This window comes from Rhodococcus sp. NPDC060084 (genome assembly GCF_042730335.1).
Classification (GTDB): domain Bacteria; phylum Actinomycetota; class Actinomycetes; order Mycobacteriales; family Mycobacteriaceae; genus Rhodococcus.
This window is the reverse complement of sequence record NZ_JBHWWX010000006.1, coordinates 54,247-74,832: the sequence shown is the minus strand read 5'-3', so window position 1 is coordinate 74,832 and position 20,586 is coordinate 54,247. Positions and strand designations below refer to the sequence as shown.

At 68.1% G+C, this 20,586-nt stretch carries 23 protein-coding genes and 2 tRNA genes; 16 read left to right on the top strand and 9 right to left on the bottom strand.

Features of this window, described 5'->3' with window-relative positions; genetic code table 11:
• Positions 1-15: 15 nt before the first annotated feature.
• From ACFWBU_RS05535 to ACFWBU_RS05520, 4 genes are all read right to left on the bottom strand, one after another.
• A complete protein-coding gene (locus tag ACFWBU_RS05535) occupies positions 16-825 on the bottom strand; it encodes an SCO1664 family protein (RefSeq protein WP_296550125.1) in 810 nt (269 codons plus the stop codon).
• A 2-nt stretch (positions 826-827) separates the two neighbouring features.
• Positions 828-1,415, bottom strand: a complete 588-nt coding sequence (locus ACFWBU_RS05530; protein ID WP_169622216.1) for a DUF3090 domain-containing protein — start codon at positions 1,413-1,415, stop codon at positions 828-830.
• A gap of 45 nt (positions 1,416-1,460) precedes the next feature.
• Entirely contained in the window at positions 1,461-2,189 is a 729-nt protein-coding gene (locus ACFWBU_RS05525; protein WP_296550128.1) for a histidine phosphatase family protein, read from the bottom strand.
• Between the two features lie 63 nt (positions 2,190-2,252).
• Positions 2,253-3,098: an undecaprenyl-diphosphate phosphatase gene (locus tag ACFWBU_RS05520; RefSeq protein ID WP_378527787.1), complete on the bottom strand. Its 846-nt coding sequence runs from the start codon at positions 3,096-3,098 to the stop codon at positions 2,253-2,255.
• A gap of 194 nt (positions 3,099-3,292) precedes the next feature.
• On the opposite strand from ACFWBU_RS05520, the gene ACFWBU_RS05515 reads away from it, so the two are divergent.
• From ACFWBU_RS05515 to ACFWBU_RS05480, 8 genes are all read left to right on the top strand, one after another.
• Positions 3,293-4,231 carry an aldo/keto reductase gene (locus ACFWBU_RS05515; RefSeq protein WP_378527733.1) on the top strand — a complete coding sequence of 313 codons (939 nt, stop codon included), beginning with the start codon at positions 3,293-3,295 and terminating at the stop codon, positions 4,229-4,231.
• Between the two features lie 86 nt (positions 4,232-4,317).
• Positions 4,318-4,983, top strand: a complete 666-nt coding sequence (locus tag ACFWBU_RS05510) for a heme oxygenase (biliverdin-producing) (protein ID WP_169622212.1) — start codon at positions 4,318-4,320, stop codon at positions 4,981-4,983.
• A 2-nt stretch (positions 4,984-4,985) separates the two neighbouring features.
• The gene (locus ACFWBU_RS05505) at positions 4,986-6,011 is read left to right on the top strand and encodes a hemin ABC transporter substrate-binding protein (RefSeq protein WP_169622211.1); all 1,026 of its coding nucleotides are present in this window, start codon (positions 4,986-4,988) and stop codon (positions 6,009-6,011) included.
• A 95-nt stretch (positions 6,012-6,106) separates the two neighbouring features.
• Entirely contained in the window at positions 6,107-7,123 is a 1,017-nt protein-coding gene (locus ACFWBU_RS05500; RefSeq protein WP_378527786.1) for a FecCD family ABC transporter permease, read from the top strand.
• Positions 7,120-7,968, top strand: coding sequence for a heme ABC transporter ATP-binding protein (locus ACFWBU_RS05495; protein WP_378527732.1), 849 nt, complete (start codon positions 7,120-7,122; stop codon positions 7,966-7,968). The genes ACFWBU_RS05500 and ACFWBU_RS05495 overlap by 4 nt, the downstream gene beginning before the upstream one ends.
• 134 nt (positions 7,969-8,102) lie before the next feature.
• Positions 8,103-9,107, top strand: coding sequence for a hypothetical protein (locus ACFWBU_RS05490; protein WP_378527731.1), 1,005 nt, complete (start codon positions 8,103-8,105; stop codon positions 9,105-9,107).
• A 2-nt stretch (positions 9,108-9,109) separates the two neighbouring features.
• Complete coding sequence (locus ACFWBU_RS05485) at positions 9,110-9,364, top strand: DUF5703 family protein (RefSeq protein WP_169622208.1); 255 nt, start codon at positions 9,110-9,112, stop codon at positions 9,362-9,364.
• Between the two features lie 40 nt (positions 9,365-9,404).
• Positions 9,405-10,475 (top strand): quinone-dependent dihydroorotate dehydrogenase, encoded by a 1,071-nt coding sequence (locus ACFWBU_RS05480; RefSeq protein ID WP_378527729.1) that lies wholly within the window; start codon positions 9,405-9,407, stop codon positions 10,473-10,475.
• 73 nt (positions 10,476-10,548) lie between these two features.
• On the opposite strand, the gene ACFWBU_RS05475 is transcribed toward ACFWBU_RS05480, so the two are convergent.
• Positions 10,549-11,091, bottom strand: a complete 543-nt coding sequence (locus ACFWBU_RS05475; protein WP_169622206.1) for a YbhB/YbcL family Raf kinase inhibitor-like protein — start codon at positions 11,089-11,091, stop codon at positions 10,549-10,551.
• 32 nt (positions 11,092-11,123) lie between these two features.
• A complete protein-coding gene (locus ACFWBU_RS05470; RefSeq protein WP_378527727.1) occupies positions 11,124-12,476 on the bottom strand; it encodes a M20/M25/M40 family metallo-hydrolase in 1,353 nt (450 codons plus the stop codon).
• Positions 12,477-12,594: 118 nt separating this feature from the next.
• Here ACFWBU_RS05470 and ACFWBU_RS05465 point away from each other — a divergent pair.
• From ACFWBU_RS05465 to ACFWBU_RS05455, 3 genes are all read left to right on the top strand, one after another.
• A tRNA-Leu gene (locus ACFWBU_RS05465) sits at positions 12,595-12,680 on the top strand.
• A gap of 211 nt (positions 12,681-12,891) precedes the next feature.
• A tRNA-Leu gene (locus ACFWBU_RS05460) sits at positions 12,892-12,977 on the top strand.
• 466 nt (positions 12,978-13,443) lie between these two features.
• Positions 13,444-13,857 (top strand): lipopolysaccharide assembly LapA domain-containing protein, encoded by a 414-nt coding sequence (locus ACFWBU_RS05455; protein WP_169621964.1) that lies wholly within the window; start codon positions 13,444-13,446, stop codon positions 13,855-13,857.
• Positions 13,858-13,886: 29 nt separating this feature from the next.
• Here the strand turns inward: ACFWBU_RS05455 and ACFWBU_RS05450 are convergent, their stop codons facing one another.
• Positions 13,887-14,831 carry a YafY family protein gene (locus tag ACFWBU_RS05450; protein ID WP_169621963.1) on the bottom strand — a complete coding sequence of 315 codons (945 nt, stop codon included), beginning with the start codon at positions 14,829-14,831 and terminating at the stop codon, positions 13,887-13,889.
• A 94-nt stretch (positions 14,832-14,925) separates the two neighbouring features.
• Between ACFWBU_RS05450 and ACFWBU_RS05445 the strand changes: the two genes are divergently transcribed.
• Both ACFWBU_RS05445 and ACFWBU_RS05440 read left to right on the top strand, forming a co-directional pair.
• A complete protein-coding gene (locus ACFWBU_RS05445) occupies positions 14,926-15,345 on the top strand; it encodes a VOC family protein (protein WP_169652112.1) in 420 nt (139 codons plus the stop codon).
• 1 nt (position 15,346) lies between these two features.
• Positions 15,347-15,754 (top strand): YdeI family protein, encoded by a 408-nt coding sequence (locus ACFWBU_RS05440; protein ID WP_378527725.1) that lies wholly within the window; start codon positions 15,347-15,349, stop codon positions 15,752-15,754.
• Positions 15,755-15,835: 81 nt separating this feature from the next.
• On the opposite strand, the gene ACFWBU_RS05435 is transcribed toward ACFWBU_RS05440, so the two are convergent.
• On the bottom strand, positions 15,836-16,078 hold the full coding sequence (locus ACFWBU_RS05435) for a PLDc N-terminal domain-containing protein (RefSeq protein ID WP_169621960.1): 243 nt from the start codon (positions 16,076-16,078) through the stop codon (positions 15,836-15,838).
• Between the two features lie 86 nt (positions 16,079-16,164).
• On the opposite strand from ACFWBU_RS05435, the gene ACFWBU_RS05430 reads away from it, so the two are divergent.
• The 3 genes from ACFWBU_RS05430 to ACFWBU_RS05420 all read left to right on the top strand — a co-directional run bounded on the left by ACFWBU_RS05430 (position 16,165) and on the right by ACFWBU_RS05420 (position 19,528).
• Positions 16,165-17,637 (top strand): SDR family NAD(P)-dependent oxidoreductase, encoded by a 1,473-nt coding sequence (locus ACFWBU_RS05430; protein ID WP_169621959.1) that lies wholly within the window; start codon positions 16,165-16,167, stop codon positions 17,635-17,637.
• A gap of 145 nt (positions 17,638-17,782) precedes the next feature.
• Entirely contained in the window at positions 17,783-18,166 is a 384-nt protein-coding gene (locus tag ACFWBU_RS05425; RefSeq protein ID WP_169621958.1) for a universal stress protein, read from the top strand.
• 126 nt (positions 18,167-18,292) lie between these two features.
• The gene (locus ACFWBU_RS05420; protein WP_169621957.1) at positions 18,293-19,528 is read left to right on the top strand and encodes a trans-acting enoyl reductase family protein; all 1,236 of its coding nucleotides are present in this window, start codon (positions 18,293-18,295) and stop codon (positions 19,526-19,528) included.
• A gap of 6 nt (positions 19,529-19,534) precedes the next feature.
• On the opposite strand, the gene ACFWBU_RS05415 is transcribed toward ACFWBU_RS05420, so the two are convergent.
• Complete coding sequence (locus tag ACFWBU_RS05415; RefSeq protein ID WP_169621956.1) at positions 19,535-20,371, bottom strand: mycofactocin-coupled SDR family oxidoreductase; 837 nt, start codon at positions 20,369-20,371, stop codon at positions 19,535-19,537.
• Between the last annotated feature and the right edge of the window lie 215 nt (positions 20,372-20,586).

Here is a 20,586-nt window from a genome sequence, read left to right as displayed (position 1 = left end):
CCGGCGGTCAGGATCTCAGAAGGCGGGCCACGGAATCCGGCGCTCGCCGAGCGGCCGGGGCATGACGGGATGCTCGAGGAGGGCCTCGATTCGCCGGCGCAGCGCCTCGACCTCGTCGGCGGTGATGTACTCGCGCAGCACGTCGGCGAATTCACCTTCGAGGCGGCGCGCGAGTTTGTCGAGGTCGGTGAGCAGTGCGGGGTCGATGGGGTCGCCGGCCCACCCCCACAGCACCGTCCGGAGCTTGTCGTCGCGGTGCAGGCAGATGCCGTGGTCGATCCCGTAGACGTTGCCGTCGACACCTTCGAGGGCGTGCCCGCCCTTGCGGTCGGCATTGTTGAGCACGAGATCGAGCACCGCCATCCGGTGCAGGCGCGGGTCGTCGGCATGGATGAGCAGGACGTCGTCACCGTCGAGGTCGCGGGCCCGGAGGATCGGCAGCCATCCCTCGGGCACAGCTCCGGCCGGGTAGAGATCGACCACGTCCAGCCGGTCGGCCGGGCCGTCGGATGGATCGCGGGTGTCGATCCAGCGTTGCACCATCCCCGGGCCGAACGGACCGTCGCGGAGCACCGTGAGCGGGATGACGCCCCAGCCGAGCGCTTCACAGATCAGGTACGACGCGACCTCCCTGCCGGCGAGGGTGCCGTCCGGGAAATCCCACAGTGGCCGTTCGCCGCGCACGGGCTTGTAGACGCAGCGGACGACGGTGCCGCCGTAGCTCGCATCGCACACCAGCGTCGCGTTGCTGGCGTGGGCGATCTGACCGATGACGGTGAGTTCACCTTCGGTCAGAACGGTGCGCAGGTCGGCGACGGGGGTCACCGTCAGCTCTCCTCGCCGAACCAGGACGCCGGATCGAAGCCGGGAGTACGCAGGTACCCGTTGGTGCGAATGCAGATGTGGCCGTCGCCGCCGATGGGCTCACCACACAGCGGGCACGGCGCGCGGCCTGCCGCGATCACCATGTCCGAGCGCGCGGCGAATTCGCGGGCCTGCACCGGGGTGAGGAACACCCGAACGGCGTCGGGGCCTTCCTCGGTGTCGTCGAGGACGACGGACTCGTCGAGTTCGGTGTCGGTGACGGCAAGCAACTCCACGACCACGGCCCCGGAGTCGGAGTCCCAGCCGAGGCCCATGGTGCCCACGCGGAATTCCGCTTCGATGGGTGTCACCAGCGGATCGATGTCGACGGGCAGTTCATCCGGTACCGCCGTGCCGAACCTGCGGTGCACCTCTTCGAGCAACAGGCCCATCCTGTCGGCCAGGATCTGCACCTGCTGCTTTTCCAGCAGGACGCTCACAATCCGGGACTCGTGCACGGCCTGCAGATAGAACACCCGGTCCCCCGGTTCACCGACGGTGCCGGCGATGAACCGGTCCGGAGTACGAAACACGTGTATCGCGCGAGCCATCGCACCTCCTCGAGTCAACCCACTCTGCCATGCCGGACATTCTCATTATCCGCCCGTATTCCCTTCGGGTTCTCCACCTGCGGATTCGTCGCCGTCGGCAGCACCGCCGGGTACCTCGCCGCCGGGTACCGACTTGGGAGCGGCCGGCCCGGCGAGCCCGGACAGGTCCGAACCGGTGTCGTTGATGCGCAGCACGAACGGTCGCGTATCCGTGTACCGGACGACGGAGATCGACGCGGGTTCCGCGACGATCCGCTGGAATCCGTCGAGGTGGGTGGCGAGCGCATCGGCGAGGATCGACTTGATCACGTCGCCGTGCGTGCAGGCCACCCAGACGACGTCTTTGCCGTGCGCGTCGGCGAGGCGCCGGTCGTGTTCGCGGATCGCCGCGACCGCGCGGGCTTGCACCTGGGCCAGGCCCTCACCGTCGGGGAACACCGCCGCCGACGCGTGCTGCTGAACTACTTTCCACAGCGGCTCCTGCAGCAGATCCTTCAGGGCCCGGCCGGTCCATCCGCCGTAGTCCACCTCCGCGAGCCGATCCTCGACCACCGGGGTCAGTCCGCGGTCGTGGCTCAACGGCTCCACGGTCTGCCGGCACCGGAGCAGCGGCGACCGCACGATCTCGGTGATCTCGAGCCCGGACAGCCTGGTGACGAGATTCTTCGCCTGGATGTGGCCGACCTCGTCGAGTTCGACACCCGGGGTACGGCCGGCCAGAACATGCGAGGTGTTGGCCGTCGATCGTCCGTGGCGCAGCAGGATTACCGTCATGGATCCAGCCTAGAGGCCGCGCCACGCGGCGTCGCCGCAGACAGTCGGCGGGTCACCGGCCGATCACGTCGCAGAGATCACGCCGGTGCCGAGTAGCGCGAGCACCACGACGCCGAGCGCGACGCGGTAACCGACGAACCAGTACATCGAGTGGTTGACGAGGAACCTGAGCAGCCAGGCGATGGCCGCGTAACCGACAGCGAACGCGATGAGGGTAGCGACGAGCAACTGCGGTCCGGATGCGTTGAGTCCCTCTCCGACCGGCTCGAATGCGTCGGGCAGGCTGAACAGACCCGACGCGACGACCGCGGGAATCGCGAGCAGGAACGAATACCGGGCCGCGGCTTCTCGGGTGAGGCCGAGGAACAGGCCCGCCGAAATGGTGCCGCCGGAGCGCGAGACGCCGGGAATCAGCGCCAGCGCCTGCGCCGACCCCATGATCAGACCGTCCTTGAGGGTGAGCTGCTCGACGCCGCGACGCTGCTTGCCGAAGTACTCGGCTGCCGCGATCACGATCGAGAAGACGATGAGCATCGTCGCGACGAGCCAGAGGTTGCGGGCAACCGTGCGGATGTCGTCCTTGAAGACGATGCCGAGGATGCCGATGGGGATGGTGCCGAGAATGACGTACCAACCCATCTTGTAATCGTGGTCGGCGCGCCGCTCGCGGTTCACGAGCCCGCGGAACCAGGCCCGGATGATGCGCCAGATGTCGCGGGCGAAGTACACGAACACCGCGGCTTCGGTGCCGAGCTGGGTCACCGCGGTGAACGATGCTCCGGCGTCCTCCCCGAAGAAGACCTCGGAGACGATGCGCATGTGACCGGACGACGACACGGGAAGAAACTCGGTCAGCCCCTGGACGATTCCGAGCACGATCGTCTGTAGCCAGGTCATCGATTCGCCGATCATGCGGAGACCTCCGTGTGCCCGGCCGAGCAGGAGAGGGCGCGGCGCTGGTTCCTCACTCGCGGAAGGCTACGTGGCAACGGTGCTCTCGGCGCGCCGGAACACCCTCGGTACGCCTCGGCACTAGGCTTGCCACCCGGGGAGCGCGGTGCGGTACCGCACGATCCCGATGCCGGGGAGGTAGTGCGGTCGCTATGGAATACAGGACTGTCGGTTCGAGCGGGTTGCGCGTGTCGCGGCTCGGCTTGGGCACTTTGACGTGGGGTCGCGGCACCGATGGGGACGAGGCGGCGGCGCAGCTGTCGGCTTTCGTCGACGCCGGGGGCACGCTCGTCGATACGTCTCCGGCCTACGGCGACGGGGTGTCGCAGCGCATCCTCGCGGAACTGCTCGACGACGTCGTCCCCCGGGACGAACTCGTATTGTCCGGTAGCTCGGGCATCGACACGACCAAGATCGGGTCCGGGCGCGTCGACTGTTCGCGCGGCGGGTTGCTCACCCAGCTCGATACGACGCTGCGGGAACTCGGAACCGACCACCTCGATGTGTGGCAGGTCGCGACGTGGGATCCGCACACTCCGATCGAAGAAGTCGCCTCCGCACTCGAGTTCGCGGTCGCGAGCGGTCGCGTCCGGTATGTCGGGGTGCGCGGTTACCTCGGATGGCAACTGGCGACCGCCGCTGCGGCGGCACGGCGACCGGCCCCGATGGTGTGTACGCAGGTCGAGTATTCGTTGCTCGCGCGCGGCGTCGAGGAGGAACTGGTCCCGGCCGCGGCCCATCACGGTGTCGGAGTGTTCGCGGCGGTGCCCCTGGCCGGCGGCGTGCTGACCGGCAAGTATCGATCGGGAATGCCGGCGGATTCGCGCGGCGCGGACGAGGTGCACACCGAGGAAGTGCGTCGCTACCTCACCGAATCCGCGGTACGCGTGGTCGATGCGGTGGCAACGGCAGCGGACGGGCTGGGAACGTCGCCGCTCGCGGTGGCGCTGGCGTGGGTCCGGGACCGGCCGCAGGTGGCATCCACTCTGGTGGGTGCGCGCGACCTGGCACAGCTCACCGGGGTGCTCGTGGCCGAAGAGCTCGCGCTGCCGCCGGCAATCGCTGCCGCGCTCGACGATGTGAGCGCATAACCGGCTGCATCGCCCTCGCCGAATCAGCAAAGGTTAGGCTACCCTCTCCGTAGGTAGGATCATTCGGAATGCAGGGAGGTCGGCCGATGGCCGCAATCGAGGTCGCCGGATTCGCCGAGCGCATCAAGATCGATACACAGCAGGCGCACCGGGACACCGAGAACTCCGTGTTCGTCTCCGAACTGCTCGCCGGCACGCTCACCGCCGAAGCCCACGCCGAATTGATCGCGCAGTCGTGGTTCCTCTACGACGCGCTCGAACGCATCGGCCGCACCTACACCGCCGATCCGATCGTCGGGCCGCTGCTCTCGGACGACCTGCTTCGTATCCCTGCCCTCGAAGCCGACCTCGACTTCCTGATCGGCCACGACTGGCGCAGCCGGATCACTCCCCTCCCCGCGACCACCGCGTACGTCCAGCGTCTCGAGCAGGTAGCGGCGTCCTCGCCGGAAGCGTTCGTCGCCCACCATTACCTGCGCTACCTCGGTGACCTGTCCGGCGGACAGATCATCCGCCGGATGCTCGAGCGTGCCTACGGCTACGAACGGGACGGTCTGCGGTTCTACATCTTCGACGCCATCCCCAAGCCCAAGCCGTTCAAGGACGCCTACCGCGCCACCCTGGATGCCGCCCCGCTCGACAGCGACCAGCAGCAGGCAGTGATCGACGAGACAATCCTCGCCTACGGCCTCAACCGTGCGCTGTTCGAGGACCTTGCTGCACGCATCGACCGCTACCGGGTTCGGGCCTGACGATGCTCGTCTCGCCCCGCACGACGCTGACCGTGCTGCTGCTCGTAGTCGCCACCGCGTTCGCCGGTGCGTGTAGTTCACCCGCCGGAGACGGCCCGTCCAGTTCCGATGCGACAGGTCACCGCACCGCCGTGGTCGACGACCGCAACCCCCGTCCGATCGGAGCAACCCCGTCGCCGACCCTGCCCGCCACCGTGCGCGGCGCCGACGGCGTGGATGTCACCGTCACCGACGTCTCCCGGATCGTCGTCGCGGACCGCTCCGGAACCCTCGCCCAGACCGTGCACTCACTGGGTCTCGGCGGCAACATCGTCGGGCGGTCGACCGCGATTTTCCCTGCCGGCGAACACATTCCCAACGTGACGCCGGGCGGCCACAGCCTCAACGCGGAAGCCGTCCTCGCGCTGAGCCCGACGGTCGTGCTCACCGACACCTCCATCGGCCCGCTCGCGGTGCAGGAACAGATCCGCGCAACCGGAGTGCCGGTGGTGTTCGTCGACCCCGAGCGCAACCTCGACACCGTCGCCCCCGGCATCGAGATGGTCGCCGCAGCCCTCGGCGTGCCCGAAGCCGGCGCGGCGCTGACCCGGCGCACTCTCGACGAGATCACCGCGGCACGCGACTCCGTCCCGTCCGACCATCCCGATCTCACCGTCGCGTTCCTGTACCTGCGGGGTTCGGCGATCAAAATGCTCGGCGGACCGGGATCGGGCGCAGATGCCCTGGTCGCCGCCGCGGGCGCACGCGACGCCGGCATCCTCGCCGGCCTCGAATCCCAGTTCGTGCCCATCACCAGTGAGGCGATGATCGCGTCCTCACCCGATGTCATCCTGATCATGACGCACAGTCTCGAATCCGTCGGTGGCCCCGACGGTCTCGCAGCCCTTCCGGGCGTGGCGCAAACGCCCGCCGGTAAGACGCAGAACATCGTCGACATGGACGATTCGGTGTTGCTCAGTTTCGGACCCGACACCGGAAAAGTGCTCGGGGCACTCGTCGAAGCGCTGTACCGGACGGATACCGCATGACCGCGGGTCGCCCCGGCGGCCCCCTCAGCGGCACCGCCGACGATCCGGTGGCCCCCGGCGGGACGGTCGAGAAAGCAGGCATCGGACGCACCACGATGGTCTTCGTGGGCCTCGGCGCAGCACTGCTGATCCTCGCTGTCGTGTCCGCATGTCTCGGGCAGGTGCCCACAAGTCCCGCGGAAGTGGTCGGAAGCCTGCTGCACCGCATCGGTCTGGACCTCGGGTCGATGCCCGCGCATCCCGCCGGCGAAGTGACGCTGTGGGAGGTGCGGTTCCCGCGCGTGGCGCTCGCCATGCTGGTCGGGGCGGCGCTCGGCTGCTCCGGGGCGCTTCTGCAGGGCATCTTCGCCAATCCCCTCGCCGAACCCGGCGTGATCGGGGTGTCCTCCGGAGCCGCGGTAGGCGCGTCCGCGGTCATCGTGCTCGGCGGCGCGTTCACCTCCGGATGGTCACTCGCGTGGGCGGCACTGCTCTCCGGTCTGGTCACCACCGCGCTCGTCTACATGCTGTCGCGTTCCGACGGACGTACCGAGGTCGTCACCGTCATCCTCACCGGGGTCGCAGTCAACGCCGTCGCCGGAGGTCTCATCGCCTTCTTCACCTTCGTCGCCGATCCCGCCGCCCGCGACCAGATCGTCTTCTGGCAACTCGGCAGCCTCGGCGGGGCCACCTGGGACACCGTCTCCGTGGTGGCGCCCCTGACCCTCGTGGGCGTCGCGGCCGCCGTCGTGCTGGCTCCCAAACTCGACCTCCTCGCGCTCGGCGAAAACGTGGCCCGGCATCTCGGCGTCGAGGTCGAACGGGTCCGCCAGATCTCGATCGTCGTGGTGGCGGTGCTGGTCAGCGCCGCAGTCGCCTTCACGGGAATCATCATGTTCGTGGGTCTGGTGGTGCCCCACCTGATGCGCATGCTCCTCGGCCCGGCGCATCGCGTGCTCGTCTGCGCGAGCGTTCTGGCGGGCGCCGTCGTTCTCCTCGCAGCCGATCTGGGCGCGCGCACCCTCGTCGAAAACGCCGACCTGCCACTCGGCATGATCACGGCGCTGATCGGCGGCCCGGCCTTCTTCTGGATGCTGCGCCGCACCCGCGCCCAACAGGGAGGCTGGGCATGAGCCGCCTGCTGCACCGACGCGAGGACCGCGCGGTACCGGCACGATCCGGGCCCGGCACCACCACCGTGCGCGCCACCGGGGTACGGCTGAGCCGGGGCACCCGGGAGATCCTCCGCGGCGTCGACCTCGAGGTGCGGGCCGGTCAGGTGCTCGCGCTCGTCGGCCCCAATGGCGCCGGCAAATCCACCCTGCTCGCCGCACTGACCGGTGACCTCCCGATCAGCGGCGGACGCATCGAGGTCGACGGACGACCGCTCGGGGACTGGTCTCCCCTGGCCCTTGCCCGCAGGCGCGCGGTGCTGCCGCAGCACCACGCCGTCGGTTTCCCGTTCACCGCCCGGCAGGTGGTGCGCATGGGACGTGCGGCATGGTCGCGCACACCGCGGCAGGACGACGACGACCGGATCGTCGCGGACGCCTTCGCCACCTGCGACGTCACGCACCTCGCCGACCGACCCTTCCCTGCGCTCTCGGGCGGCGAACGGGCCCGGGTCGCGCTCGCGCGGGTACTCGCGCAGGACACCGAAACGTTGTTGCTCGACGAGCCCACGGCAGCCCTCGACATCGGCCATCAGGAATCGGTGATGCAGGTCGTGCGGGATCGCGCCGACCGAGGTCACGCTGTCGTGGTGGTCCTGCACGACCTCGGCCTGGCAGCCGCCTACGCGGACCGGATCTGCGTGCTCGAGAACGGCCGGATCGCGGCCGACGGTCCACCCGCCGCGGTCCTGACCGAAGACCTCCTGGCGAGGGTCTACAACTATCAGGTTCGCGTGACGCAGCATCCGGAAACCGGGACTCCGCTCGTGCTCCCGCGGCGCGCCGGCACATCCTCCGGGATGTGAGCCGGGCGTCACAGGCACCGCGATCGCCCCGAGCCGGGTGCGGCGAGGCAACGGCGATCAGGAACACTGGAAGCAACGCGCCGCCGCGGAACGTGTCGGCGCGTGAAGCGACGCGACGACGAGGAGCGAGAACGATGGGCAGACCGGGTATCCGTGGGACCGCGCTGGTGTGGGGAGTCGCGGTGGCGGTACTCGCCGGCTGCTCGTCGGAGAATGCGTCCGACACGATCCAGACCATCGAACCCGCCACCCCCGCGTCCGCCCCCAGCGTGGCACCCGAGGCCGCCGGCAACGTTCGCCCGTTCGACTACCGGGTCGATGCCCTGATCGTCCAGCCCGACACCGGCACGTTGGTCGCCCTCGCCGACGACGGAGCCCGTCTGCTTCTGCTCGACGACGGCGCCGCCGAACCCCGCGTCGTGGACCTTCCTGCCGAGGCGGCGACCGTGGTCGCCGGACGGGACGGCACCGTGCTCGCACCCGGGTCCGGCGTCGTGGCGCAGGTCGACACCAGCGACGGTGCGGTCACCGAAGTTTCCGTGGACGCCGACGCTCTCTCGGCTGCGGTCCTGAGCGACGGCCGGTGGGCGGTGGGCACGGCCGACGGCCGGGTCCTGGTCGTCGCGCCGGATACCGGCGAGGTCGAAGAGACCATCTCGGGACTCGCCTCGACCGACCTGATCGCCGTCAGCGGCGACTCGGTCGCCGCTCTCGACCGCAGACAGACCTCGCTCACCTCGGTCGATATCGAGGACGCGCATCTCGGTGCGGCGTTGCGGGCCGGACGCGGCGCGACGCAGCTGGCCACCGATCCGTACGGGCGCGTACTCGTCACCGATACGACCGGCGAGGAACTGCTCGTCTACACCATCGACTCGCTCATCCTGCGGCAGCGCTACCCCGTCGGCCCCGCTCCGTACGCTGTTACCTACGACGAACAGCGTGATCTGGTATGGGTGACGTTGACCGGAAGCAACGAGGTGGTGGGCTACGATCTGTCGACCGGGACCGCGGAGGAACGCCATCGTTTCGCGACCGTGCGACAGCCGAATTCGGTTGCCGTCGACCCGGCTGATGGGACGCTGGTGATCGCCTCGGCGACCGGCGACGGACTGCAGAGGATCCCGATCGAAGGGTAGAGATGGCAAACGAGCGATTCAGCCGGTTCACCCGACTCCCCGTCGACTGGGACACCAGTAACGACGAATACGAATACGCACCGCTGCGGCTCCCGCGCGACGTGTCGCGGGTGAGTGCGTCGCTTCGCCTGGCGATCTCCGCCGAGTTCCACGGCTGGGAGTTGACGCGCCTGCGGCTCTATCCCGACGGCAGTCGCCGGGTGTTGCTGCGTCGCCGCAAGACCGGCCAACCTGTTCCCCACCCCACTGTCCGCTGATCCGAACCCCGGCCGCCGCCGGGCCCGCAGGGAGTTGTCCGTGTACCGCTTGCTTCTTCGGCTGATGTTCCTTCTCCCCCCGGAACGTGCGCACCACCTCGCGTTCTTCGCGATGCGTCTGGTGACGCGGTTCGCGCCCACCCGGGCACTCGTCTCGAAGGTTCTCGTCACCGACGACCCGATCCTGCGCAACACCGTCGCAGGGGTGGACTTCCCGGCGCCGCTCGGGCTCGCTGCCGGTTTCGACAAGGACGCCACGGGTGTGGACGTATGGGGTCCGCTGGGCTTCGGATTCGCTGAAATCGGCACTGTCACCGCGCAGGCACAACCCGGCAATCCGGCGCCCCGGCTCTTCCGGCTCCCCGCGGACCGTGCGCTGGTCAACCGAATGGGCTTCAACAACCACGGCGCAGGTGAGGCCGCCAACCGGCTCCGGCAGCGTCGCCGCACCGTCCCGATCGGCGCAAACATCGGCAAGACGAAGGTCGTGCCCGCAGAGGACGCGACCGCCGACTACACCGAGAGCGCGCGCCTGCTCGGGCCACTCGCCGACTTCCTCGTCGTCAACGTCTCGTCCCCGAACACTCCCGGACTTCGCGACCTGCAGGCCGTCGCGTCCCTGCGCCCACTGCTCGCTGCCGTCCTCGAGACCGTGACGGTGCCGGTGTTCGTGAAGATCGCGCCGGACCTGTCGGACGACGACATCGACGCCGTCGCCGATCTCGCGCTCGAACTGGGGCTTGCCGGCATCGTCGCGACCAATACCACCATCCGCCGCGACGGTCTCCGCACCGACCGGGCGCGCATCGACGAGATCGGTGCCGGCGGTCTGTCGGGTCCCCCGGTGGCGGCTCGCTCGCTCGAGGTTCTGCAACGGCTCCACCATCGCGTCGGTGACCGTCTGGTGATCGTGTCCGTCGGCGGCATCGAAACCGCGGAGCAGGCGTGGGAACGCATCCTCGCGGGAGCCTCACTGGTGCAGGGCTACACCGGGTTCATCTACGGCGGCGGCCTGTGGGCACGCCGCATCAACAAGGGCATCGCGTGCAAACTGCGTGCCCACGGCTACCGGTCGATCGCCGATGCCGTCGGCGCGGGAGCCCGGGTGTAGCCCCCGGCGGAACCGTCACGGCGGGTGACATCGCAGCACATCACGTGCCTCGATGTCACCCGCCGTTGTAGATCTAGGCGACCTCGTAGGTCCCGGTGAGAAGTCCGCGCGCGATGGCGTGGCCGAAGACGTTGAAGCCGAGGAACGCCGGGCTCGAATCGGCCGTGACACCATCGAGAACGTCGACGTCGAGTGCGTGCACCGCGACGATGTAGCGGTGGTAGCCGTGACCCGCCGGAGGCGCAGCGCCGATGAATCCGTGCGCGCCGCCGTCGTGACGGAGCGTCACAGCCGACTCGGGCAGCCCCGGCGCTCCGGGAGTCCCGGCGCCCGTGGGCAACTCGGTGACAGTGACCGGAATGTTCGCGACAGCCCAATGCCAGAATCCCGAACCGGTGGGCGCATCCGGGTCGAACACCGTGACGACGAAACTCTTGGTCTCCGCCGGAAACCCGGACCAGGACAGCTGCGGCGAGACGTCACCGCCGCCGGGGATCCCGAACGCTCCGCTCGCCTGAGGAAGTTTCCATTCCTCACCCTCGGCGAAGTCTTCGCTGGTGACCTCGAACGTCGGCAACGCGGGCAGGAACTTGTACGGGTCGTAATCGAAGGCCATACCGGTCCTTTCGTGATCGGGATACAACTGGGTCAGGCGTGCATGAGGAAGTGTTCCATGACGCGGGTGCCGAAGTGCAGTGCGTCGACGGGGACACGCTCGTCCACCCCGTGGAACAGAGCAGCGAAGTCCAGGTCGGGCGGCAACTGCAGAGGCGCGAAGCCGAAGCACCGGATACCCAGTCGCGCGAACGCCTTCGCGTCGGTCCCGGCGGAGAGCATGTACGGCACGGTGCGCCCGATGGGGTCGTGCGCGAGGATCGCAGCGTTCATCGCGTCCACGAGATCGCCGTCGAAGGTGGTTTCGTACGACTCGAGGCTCGTGATCCATTCTCGCGTGACGTTCGGCCCGATCAATTCGTCCACGGTGCGTTCGAATTCGGCGAGGCGGCCGGGGAGAATTCGGCAGTCGACCATCGCATGCGCGGTCCGGGGGATCACGTTGGCCTTGTAACCCGCGTCCAGCATGGTCGGGTTTGCCGTGTCGCGCAGGGTCGCGCCGACGATCCGGGCGATCGACCCGAGCTTCGCGAGGGTGCCGTCGAGGTCCGGGGACGACGGACCGAGGTCGAGTCCGGTCTCCTCCCCCACCACAGCCAGGAACTCCGCGACCGAATCGTTGACGACGAGCGGGAACGTGTGGGATCCCAGTCGGGCGACGGCTTGCGAGAGGACGGTGACGGCGTTGTCCTCGTGGAGGAACGAACCGTGGCCCGCGACACCGGTTGCGGTCAGCCGCAGCCAGCCCATTCCCTTCTCTGCCGTCTCGACCATGTAGAGGCGGCGTTCGCTGCCGTCGGGACGCGGGACGGTGAGCGAGAAGCCGCCCACTTCCCCGACGGCCTCGGTGACGCCGTCGAACAGGTCGGGCCGGTGTTCGACGAGCCACTGCGACCCGTACTTGCCGCCGGCCTCCTCGTCGGCGAGGAAGGCGAACACGAGATCGCGGGGAGGAACGATGTTCTCGGCTTTGAAGTACCGCGCGACCGCGATCATCATGCCGACCATGTCTTTCATGTCGACCGCGCCGCGCCCCCAGACGTAGCCGTTCTCCACGGCACCGGAGAACGGGTGCACGCTCCAGTCGGCGGGTTCGGCCGGCACGACGTCGAGGTGCCCGTGCAGCAGCAGCGCACCGCGGGCAGGGTCGGCGCCCGCGAGACGAGCGAAGACGTTGCCGCGACCCGGCGCACCGGACTCGACGTAGACGGTCTCGTACCCCACCTCTTCGAGCAGCGAGGCCACCCATTCGGCACACTCGCGCTCGCCGCGGGTGGTCGCGGGATCGCCGGTGTTGGACGTGTCGAAACGGATCAACCGGGAGACGAGGTCGACGACCTCCGACTCTGCCCGGGAGGGACGGTGAGCACTCGGATGTGTGGCCATGCATGCATGTCTACCATTGCCCCGGTCCTGGATCAGTGCAGGTGAGGGTGGCGATTTGGGGCGGGCGCCTCGGTGGGATAGTCTTTCACAGCACCCGCCGGAGCGGGCGCAAGCATGAGTCCGAGTGGCGGAATGGCAGACGCGCTAGCTTGAGGTGCTAGTGTCCTATTAACGGACGTGGGGGTTCAAGTCCCCCCTCGGACACTCTGCGTTGAGACAGACGATGAAGGCCCCGAACCGCAAGGTTCGGGGCCTTTGTCGTGGGGCCGGCAGCTCCCGTTCGTGGCTCCCGATCGGCCCCGACGGCCGTTCCTCCGCGATGTCGAGGCGTTTTGGGAATCGGCCCCGGCATGCGCTACTGTTTCTTCAGCGCCCGCGGGAGCGGGTGCTACCGGCATGTCCCTCGTGGACGTCGGTCCGAGTGGCGGAATGGCAGACGCGCTAGCTTGAGGTGCTAGTGTCCTATTAACGGACGTGGGGGTTCAAGTCCCCCCTCGGACACTCCCGGCAGTTCCACGAACTGCAACCACACGAGGTCACGAACCCGAAAGAGATTGTGGCCTCGTTTTTCGTACGTCCGCACCCGAATGCCTCGCACGAATCCGACCGCATGTCGTCGCCTTCATCGTCCTTCACTCCTCTGACTGCGCAGCGATCGTCCGGCTCGGTACCCCCACGCACAGCTGACAGCCGGACACGCTCCCAGTCTGGGCGTGAGCACCGTTCGGCGAGCTCGGGAGCGCATCCGTTTCCGGCCGGATCGCCGAGCGCCGGCGAGACCGCCGGAATCCCGGCCCGCTCCGTGAGGGGGTTTTGGGGTTTGGATTCTGCATTTCCAGGGTTTCCGTATGGTGCGGTATTTCATTTCTCGCTCTGCCGGTTGCCGAGCTCGGTCGGAAGTCGACGTCAAGGGCACATGCCCGCCCGGAATCGGAGTAATCGGAGCGGTGCAGGGGTACCCGACGGCATGTCAACCAGCTCTCGAGGCCCAGGCGAGTCGAATCCCGACTACTCCCCCTCCCCGCAGCGCAGCGGCGCCTCCGTCCCTTCGTCGGGCACAACGCCGGACCCCGACTCCCCTGGTGATCTGCACCCCGACCTCGAACGGCGTAAAGGCATCAGGCACACCCGGACCGGTGCTCTCTGGAGTGCACTGCTGGCCGGCATCCTGATCTTGCTGTTGCTGTTGGTGTTCATCCTGCAGAACCTCGACAGCATCACGCTCGAACTGTTCGGGTGGGACTTCTCGCTGCCGCTGGGTGTGGCACTACTGTTCGCCGCGATCGCCGGAGCGGTGATCGTCGGACTCACCGGGGGCCTGCGGATCCTGCAGCTTCGGCACGCAGCCAACCGGCAGCGCACACTCACCACCGGACAGTAGGACGGAGACGAGTACGGCGGCCGAGAACATCAGCCGCCGTACCGCTGCGTGAGTTCGGCCCCGATCCGCGCGAGCGCACGCTGCACGGTGTCAGGAGCGAGCACCTCGACCGCCCCACCCCAACCGGCCAGATTGCGAGCGATGTCACGCGGGCTGGGTGCAGCGATCCGGACCCGGCTGCGCCCGTCGTCGCACTCGGCGTCGACGTGGCAGTGGCGACCGAAGTGGTCACGCAGGATCGGGACGTAGCGGGTCTCGATGAGGACGGTCGCCCAAGTCCCGGAACGCTTCTGCTCGACTTCGCCTACCACCTCGTTCCACGCCCGGTCGAGCGCGAAGTCGTCGGGACGTTCTGCGATCTCCTCGGTTGCTTCGACCTCGGCGATCCGATCGACGCGAAAGGTGCGCTGCCCACGCTCGGTGCCCGCGATCAGGTACCAGGTCTCGTCCTTGTCGACGAGGCCCCACGGAGCGACCGAGCGCACCGAGCGGTCCCCCAGCGCGTTGGTGTAGGTGAGTCGCACCTTCCGGCGACGCACCACGGCATTCTGCAAGACGTCGACGGTGTGCGGCCGCGGCCGGTCGAGCCGGCTCCACCCCGTGCGGTCACTCATCACGGCACCGGCAGCCGCTTCCGCGTCGGCCCGAAAGGTCTGAGGAAGGGCGCGGACGAGCTTGCGCAGAGCGGTCCTGGCCTCCCCCGAGATCGCGGCCGACGGACCGACCAGCAGAAACAGCGCCTGCGTCTCTGTGGCCGACAAGCCACTCAGGTCCGTGCGGGCGCCGCCGACCAGTGCCCAGCCACCACCACGCCCGGGTTGCGGGTAGACCGGAATCCCGGCGATCGACAGCGCTTCGAGGTCACGTCGGGCCGTCGCCACCGACACCTCGAGTTCGTCGGCGAGCTGCCCGGCGGTCACCCGCCCCCGCTGCTGGAGAAACAGCAGGGCCGCGACGAGCCGGTCTGCGCGCATGGCCCCAACTATCCCCGTAAAAGTGCTCAGTTGATGAGCACTTCGAGGAGAAAAGTGGATCTCACCGGAAAGAAACGAGAAAGGAACTGCTGCCATGCTGCGAGGACTGACCACCACCAATTTCGTCGTCGACGACCTCGACTCTGCCGTGAGCTGGTACAGCGAACTGCTGGGCATCGAGCCCTACTTCGTCCGTGAAGCAGAGGGGACGACGGCGTACGCAGAATTCCGCATCGGCGACTTCCAGCACGAACTCGGATTCGTCGATCGGCGGTTCACCCCTCCGGGCCGAGGCAGCGCGGAACTCGGCTCGGCGCTGACCTACTGGGCCGTCGACGACGTCGAGGCGGCATACGAACGCTTGCTGTCGATGGGCGCCACGCCACACGAGGACGTGACCGAGCGCGGACCGGGGTTCGTCACCGCGTCGGTCGTCGATCCGTTCGGCAACGCGCTCGGCGTGATGTACAACCAGCACTATCTCGACATCGTCGAGTCGACGAAGGGCTCCTGACATGGATGTCGTGGCGAGCAACGCCGAGGAATGGCGCGCATGGCTGGACACCCACGGCCGGTCCGAGACCGAAGTGTGGTTGATCATCGCGCACAAAGGCAGCGGCAGGCCGAGCCTGCGATACCACGAGGCGGTCGAGCACGCACTCTGCTACGGATGGATCGACGGTCTGCACCGCAAACACGACGCACACAGCTCGCGGCTCCGGTTCAGCCCCCGGCGGCCGAGGAGCACGTGGAGTGCGCTGAACCGGGAACGCGCCGAGCGGATGGTCGCGCAGGGTCTGATGACCGAGGCAGGGCAATCAGCGATCGACCTCGCCAAAAAGCGGGGCACCTGGCAGCCGACGCCCGGCACAGCGCCCGTCCATCGGCGCGAAGGGGCGCAGGTCCGGGACCGTCGCCGCTGAGTCGGATCATCGGACGAGTGAGGCCCCGAACCATGTCGGTTCGGGGCCTCACTCCGTGCTGTCGGCGTCCGCGACAACCGTTCAGGGTCGGCGTCCCTTGCGGAAGTAGCGGATCGGTCCGAAGAAGTTCACCGCGATCACCAGCGCCCACTTGAGTTTGCTGCCGTTGACCTTCTCCGCCGGACGTGTCGCGAGGTCCGCCCAGGCCGTCGCCGCCAAGGACAACTGCACCGACGCGAGTGTCAGAACCAGTGCCTGCTTCCACGGAGGCATCTCGGCAAACCTGGTCTTCTTCGACGTCCGTGTCGTCACGGTCCGGCTCATCGTTCCTCCTGGTGTGGCATAGCGATATCGGGCGCGACAACCACGCCCGATATCATTATTGGTACAGCACCACACGGAAAAGGCAGATGAACCCCCAAAGCGACACCCTGACTTCGACCAGCGAGACCTTCGGTACCGATCGCATCGATCCCGCCGACCTCGAAATCTGCCTGAGAGTTCTCGACCAGGCCGCCGAACTCCACGCCGAGCATCCGGACGCCGTGACCGTGCAGCGCGCGGTCGGGCACATGTTCAAGAAGTTCAAGCAGATGCGGCGTAAGGAAACCCGTGGGCGCAAGGCCGCGGCGGACCGAGAGGTGATCTCGGCGACGGCCACCGGGTCTCCCCAGCGGATCGACGACGAAACCGCCGGGGTCCCGATCACCTCCTCGACGAGCGGTGCGAGTGCGGGTACGCTGTTGCGTCCGCGCCCCTGCTACATCTGCAAGGACCGCTACACGCAGGTGGATGCCTTCTACCACCAGCTCTGCCCGTCGTGCGCGGCCGAGAACCACGCCAAACGCGACGCCCGCACCGACCTGACGGGTCGCCGCGCGCTGCTCACGGGCGGTCGTGCCAAAATCGGTATGTACATCGCGTTGCGACTGCTCCGCGACGGCGCCCACACCACCGTGACCACCCGGTTTCCCAACGACGCGATCCGCCGTTTCTCCGCGATGGAGGACAGCGGCGACTGGCTGCACCGATTGCGTGTGGTCGGAATCGACCTCCGCGATCCCGCCCAGGTCGTCGCACTTGCCGAGGACGTGGCCGCGCAAGGCCCTCTCGACATCCTCATCAACAACGCGGCCCAGACCGTGCGCCGCTCCCCCGGTGCCTACTCGGCGCTCGCCGACGCCGAATCGGGCCCCTTGCCGGCGGGACCGCTTCCCGAAGTGCTCACCTTCGGGAAGCCCTCCGACGCGCATCCGGCGGCGCTGACCGGTGCACTGCCCGCGGAGTTGTCCGGTGACGCGCTGACCTCACTCGCGCTCGTGGCCGGGTCGGCGACACCCGAACGGGTCGCCGCCGGCATTGCGGTCGACGCGGGCGGCCTGCTTCCCGATCTCGTGCACACCAACAGCTGGGTGCAGACCGTCGGCGAAGTGGAACCGCTCGAGCTTCTCGAGGTGCAGCTGTGCAACTCGGTGGCACCGTTCATCCTGGTCAACCGGTTGCGGCCGGCCATGGCGGCCTCCCCCGCCCGCCGTAAGTACGTCGTGAACGTCTCCGCGATGGAGGGTCAGTTCGCCGGCCGCCGGTACAAGGGCGCCGGGCATCCGCACACCAACATGGCCAAGGCCGCGCTGAACATGCTCACTCGCACCAGCGCCGAGGAGATGCTCGAGGACGGCATTCTCATGACGGCAGTCGACACCGGCTGGATCACCGACGAGCGTCCCCACCACACCAAGATGCGACTGGCGGAGGAAGGGTTCCACGCTCCTCTCGATCTGGTCGACGGTGCGGCCCGCGTCTACGATCCGATCGTGCAAGGCGAGGCCGGTACGGATCTGTACGGCTGTTTCCTCAAGGACTACCGTCCCGCCCCGTGGTGATGCTCCGGGTGTCGGCCCGCGTCTGCGACCGGGCCGACACGAACACGGTTTGGAGGCCCGTTGCACACCGTCAGGTGACGCGAGCGGACCTCGAGCACGGAGATAATGGACAAGGTCGTCGCCGTTCCACCGCCCGAGGAGAGTTATGTCTGTCGCTGTGGTCCATACCGATAGCCCGGAGGGTCGTGCCGCACTCGTCGCCGCAGCGCGTGAAGCGGCCGATCGGGACGAGCGGCTTGTCGTCCTTCACGTTCTCGACGACGACGGTGCTGTCGCCCGGGCACAGGAGGAGAAGGTGCGCGCCGCCGTCCGCGAGGTCCTCGGGAACGACGACTGGGATCTGTGCACCGAGGTGCACGACGGTGATCGCGTCGGCGCCGTGATCGATCTCGTGGCCCGCACCGGAGCAGAACGAGTCGTGGCGGGAAGCCGCGGCAAGAACGCGGTCGGCAAGTTCCTCCTCGAACGCCCGCTACAGCGGTTGCTGATCGAGGTCGGGGTTCCGGTCCTGATCGTCAAGGCAGCGTGAGCCGGATTCGGGAGTGCCGGTAGTTCACCCGACGCCCTGAGGCGTCACGCTCGCGGTCGGTTCTGCGACGTCCCACGGATGTGACGCGCTTCGCACCCGGACTTACCCGGCAGTAGGGTGAGTCACATGACTGCCTCACGTGACCTCGACATCGTCGTCTACGGCGCCACCGGATTCGTCGGGCGGCTGACCGCTGCCTATCTCGCCGCGCACCTGCCCACCGGCGTCGCCGTCGGACTGGCCGGCCGGTCCGCCGATCGACTCGAGAAAGTGCGTGTGGAGTTGGGCACCGACTGGCCGCTGATCGAAGCCGACTCCGACGACCCGGTCTCCCTGGCGTCACTGGCACGCGCGACGCGCGTGGTCATCAGCACCGTCGGCCCGTACGCCAAATACGGTCTGCCACTGGTCGAAGCGTGTGCCGAAGCCGGAACCGACTACGTCGATCTCACCGGCGAAGTGCTGTTCCACCGGGAGAGCATCGATCGATTCGACGACGTCGCCCGGCGCACGGGTGCACGCATCGTCCACTCGTGCGGTTTCGATTCCATCCCCTCCGATCTGGGCGTCCACGCGCTGTTCCGGGCGGCGGAGGCGGACGATGCCGGTGCCCTCACCGACACGACGTTCGTACTGACGTCGCTGCGCGGCGGGGTCAGCGGGGGCACGATCGACTCGCTGCGACTGCAACTCGACGCCGTGCGCAAGGATTCTGCCGCCCGCAAGATCGCGGCCCGGCCGTACTCCCTGTCCCCCGACCCCGCACAGGAACCCGACCTCGGGCGCCAGAACGACTTCGCGATGGTCGACGGCAAGTCGATTGCCCCGGAACTGTCGGGCTGGAAGGCGCCGTTCGTCATGGCGTCCTACAACACGCGGGTCGTGCGCCGCAGCAACGCGCTCACCGGGTGGGCGTACGGGAAGAAGTTTGCGTACCGGGAGGTCATGAGCGTCGGCTCGTCCGCGTTCTCTCCGGTCCTCGCCGGCCTGGTCGCGGCGGGGAGCGGAGCACTTGCGGCAGGATTGGCGTTTCCGCCCACCCGTTTCCTGCTCGACAAGGTGCTGCCCGCTCCGGGTGAAGGCCCGTCCGAGAAGACCCGGGAATCGGGCCATTTCACCGTCGACCTCTACACGACAACAGAATCCGGCGCACGCTACACCGCACGGTTCGCAGCGCAGGGCGACCCCGGCTACAAGGCGACCGCTGTCATGCTGGCGGAGTCTGCGCTCTCGCTCGCCTCGGGTGGGTCCGCCCTGCATGCGGGCGGCGGAGTCCTCACGCCTGCGGTCGCATTCGGCGACGTACTGACCGAGCGCCTGCGCGACGCCGGTTTCGAAATCTCCGCACGCCGCCTCCCCTGACCGAGGTCAGCCGCTGGTCCTGGCGGCGTTGCCGGCGTCGACGGGGATCACGACGCCACTGAGGTGAACGCTGTCCTCGGCCGCCAGGAACAGCACTGCCCGCGTGACTTCGAAGGGATCGAGCCACGCGACGGGTTGCACGTGGAGGGAGCGGAAGACCGGTTCGACGTCGTCGGCTGTCGGGGATTCCAGATCCGGACGCATGTGGCCGTAGAGCGTCTCGTTGTGGATCATGGGGGTGCTGATGTTGCCGGGTGCGACAGCGTTGACCGTGATGCCGTGCCTTGCGAGATCGAGTGCGGCACTCTTGGTCAGGCCGATCACGCCCCACTTCGAGGCGGAATAGGCGGCAGTGTTGGTGCCGCCCTGACGGCCCAGCATCGAGGAGACGGTCACGATCCGGCCGTAGCCGCGTTCGATCATTCCCGGCGCGACCGCTCCGATGGTGTTGAACACTCCGGTGAGATTGCTGCCGAGGACTTCGTCCCACTGTGCGGTCGTGGTGTGCTGAACCGATCCCATGAGCGTCACCCCCGCGTTGGCGACCGCGATATCGATCCGGCCGAACGCGGAGATACCCGCCTCGACAGCGGCGTTCATCGCGTCCCGATCCCCCACATCGCCGTGCACGACCACGGACCGTGTCCCGGCCTTCTCGACCATGCGAGCGGTCTCCGCAAGATCGTCGGCAGTGGCCATCGGGTAGCTGAGAACGTCACGGTCCTCGCAACGATCGAGGAGAACGACGTCGGCTCCACGCTCGGCGAAGGCCACCGCGTGCGCACGGCCCTGTCCTCGTGCGGCGCCGGTGATGAATGCAACTCTGCCTTCGAATCCGTTCACGCGATTCCTCCAAGTCGTTCCGGTGTGCCCGTAGATCCGCCAGTAAGCCACGGGGCCCCGAACCGTCTCCCGCCGGTCTCACACATCGGGATTACCGGGCGGTGCCGAAACGGCTTTCCCAGATTTTCCGGTGGACGCTGTTGCTGTCGGCGGAACGGGTTATGCTCGACCGGTCGCCGCGAGCAGTGGTGACATCGACGACATCCGAGGACGGT

Coding starts and splice junctions, on each gene's coding strand:
- ACFWBU_RS05530 (WP_169622216.1), bottom strand. CDS start 1,415: ATGGCTCGCGCGATACACGTGTTTCGTACTCCGGACCGGTTCATCGCC.
- ACFWBU_RS05525 (WP_296550128.1), bottom strand. CDS start 2,189: ATGACGGTAATCCTGCTGCGCCACGGACGATCGACGGCCAACACCTCG.
- ACFWBU_RS05515 (WP_378527733.1), top strand. CDS start 3,293: ATGGAATACAGGACTGTCGGTTCGAGCGGGTTGCGCGTGTCGCGGCTC.
- ACFWBU_RS05510 (WP_169622212.1), top strand. CDS start 4,318: ATGGCCGCAATCGAGGTCGCCGGATTCGCCGAGCGCATCAAGATCGAT.
- ACFWBU_RS05505 (WP_169622211.1), top strand. CDS start 4,986: ATGCTCGTCTCGCCCCGCACGACGCTGACCGTGCTGCTGCTCGTAGTC.
- ACFWBU_RS05500 (WP_378527786.1), top strand. CDS start 6,107: ATGGTCTTCGTGGGCCTCGGCGCAGCACTGCTGATCCTCGCTGTCGTG.
- ACFWBU_RS05495 (WP_378527732.1), top strand. CDS start 7,120: ATGAGCCGCCTGCTGCACCGACGCGAGGACCGCGCGGTACCGGCACGA.
- ACFWBU_RS05490 (WP_378527731.1), top strand. CDS start 8,103: ATGGGCAGACCGGGTATCCGTGGGACCGCGCTGGTGTGGGGAGTCGCG.
- ACFWBU_RS05485 (WP_169622208.1), top strand. CDS start 9,110: ATGGCAAACGAGCGATTCAGCCGGTTCACCCGACTCCCCGTCGACTGG.
- ACFWBU_RS05475 (WP_169622206.1), bottom strand. CDS start 11,091: ATGGCCTTCGATTACGACCCGTACAAGTTCCTGCCCGCGTTGCCGACG.
- ACFWBU_RS05470 (WP_378527727.1), bottom strand. CDS start 12,476: ATGGCCACACATCCGAGTGCTCACCGTCCCTCCCGGGCAGAGTCGGAG.
- ACFWBU_RS05455 (WP_169621964.1), top strand. CDS start 13,444: ATGTCAACCAGCTCTCGAGGCCCAGGCGAGTCGAATCCCGACTACTCC.
- ACFWBU_RS05450 (WP_169621963.1), bottom strand. CDS start 14,831: ATGCGCGCAGACCGGCTCGTCGCGGCCCTGCTGTTTCTCCAGCAGCGG.
- ACFWBU_RS05445 (WP_169652112.1), top strand. CDS start 14,926: ATGCTGCGAGGACTGACCACCACCAATTTCGTCGTCGACGACCTCGAC.
- ACFWBU_RS05440 (WP_378527725.1), top strand. CDS start 15,347: ATGGATGTCGTGGCGAGCAACGCCGAGGAATGGCGCGCATGGCTGGAC.
- ACFWBU_RS05435 (WP_169621960.1), bottom strand. CDS start 16,078: ATGAGCCGGACCGTGACGACACGGACGTCGAAGAAGACCAGGTTTGCC.
- ACFWBU_RS05430 (WP_169621959.1), top strand. CDS start 16,165: ATGAACCCCCAAAGCGACACCCTGACTTCGACCAGCGAGACCTTCGGT.
- ACFWBU_RS05425 (WP_169621958.1), top strand. CDS start 17,783: ATGTCTGTCGCTGTGGTCCATACCGATAGCCCGGAGGGTCGTGCCGCA.
- ACFWBU_RS05420 (WP_169621957.1), top strand. CDS start 18,293: ATGACTGCCTCACGTGACCTCGACATCGTCGTCTACGGCGCCACCGGA.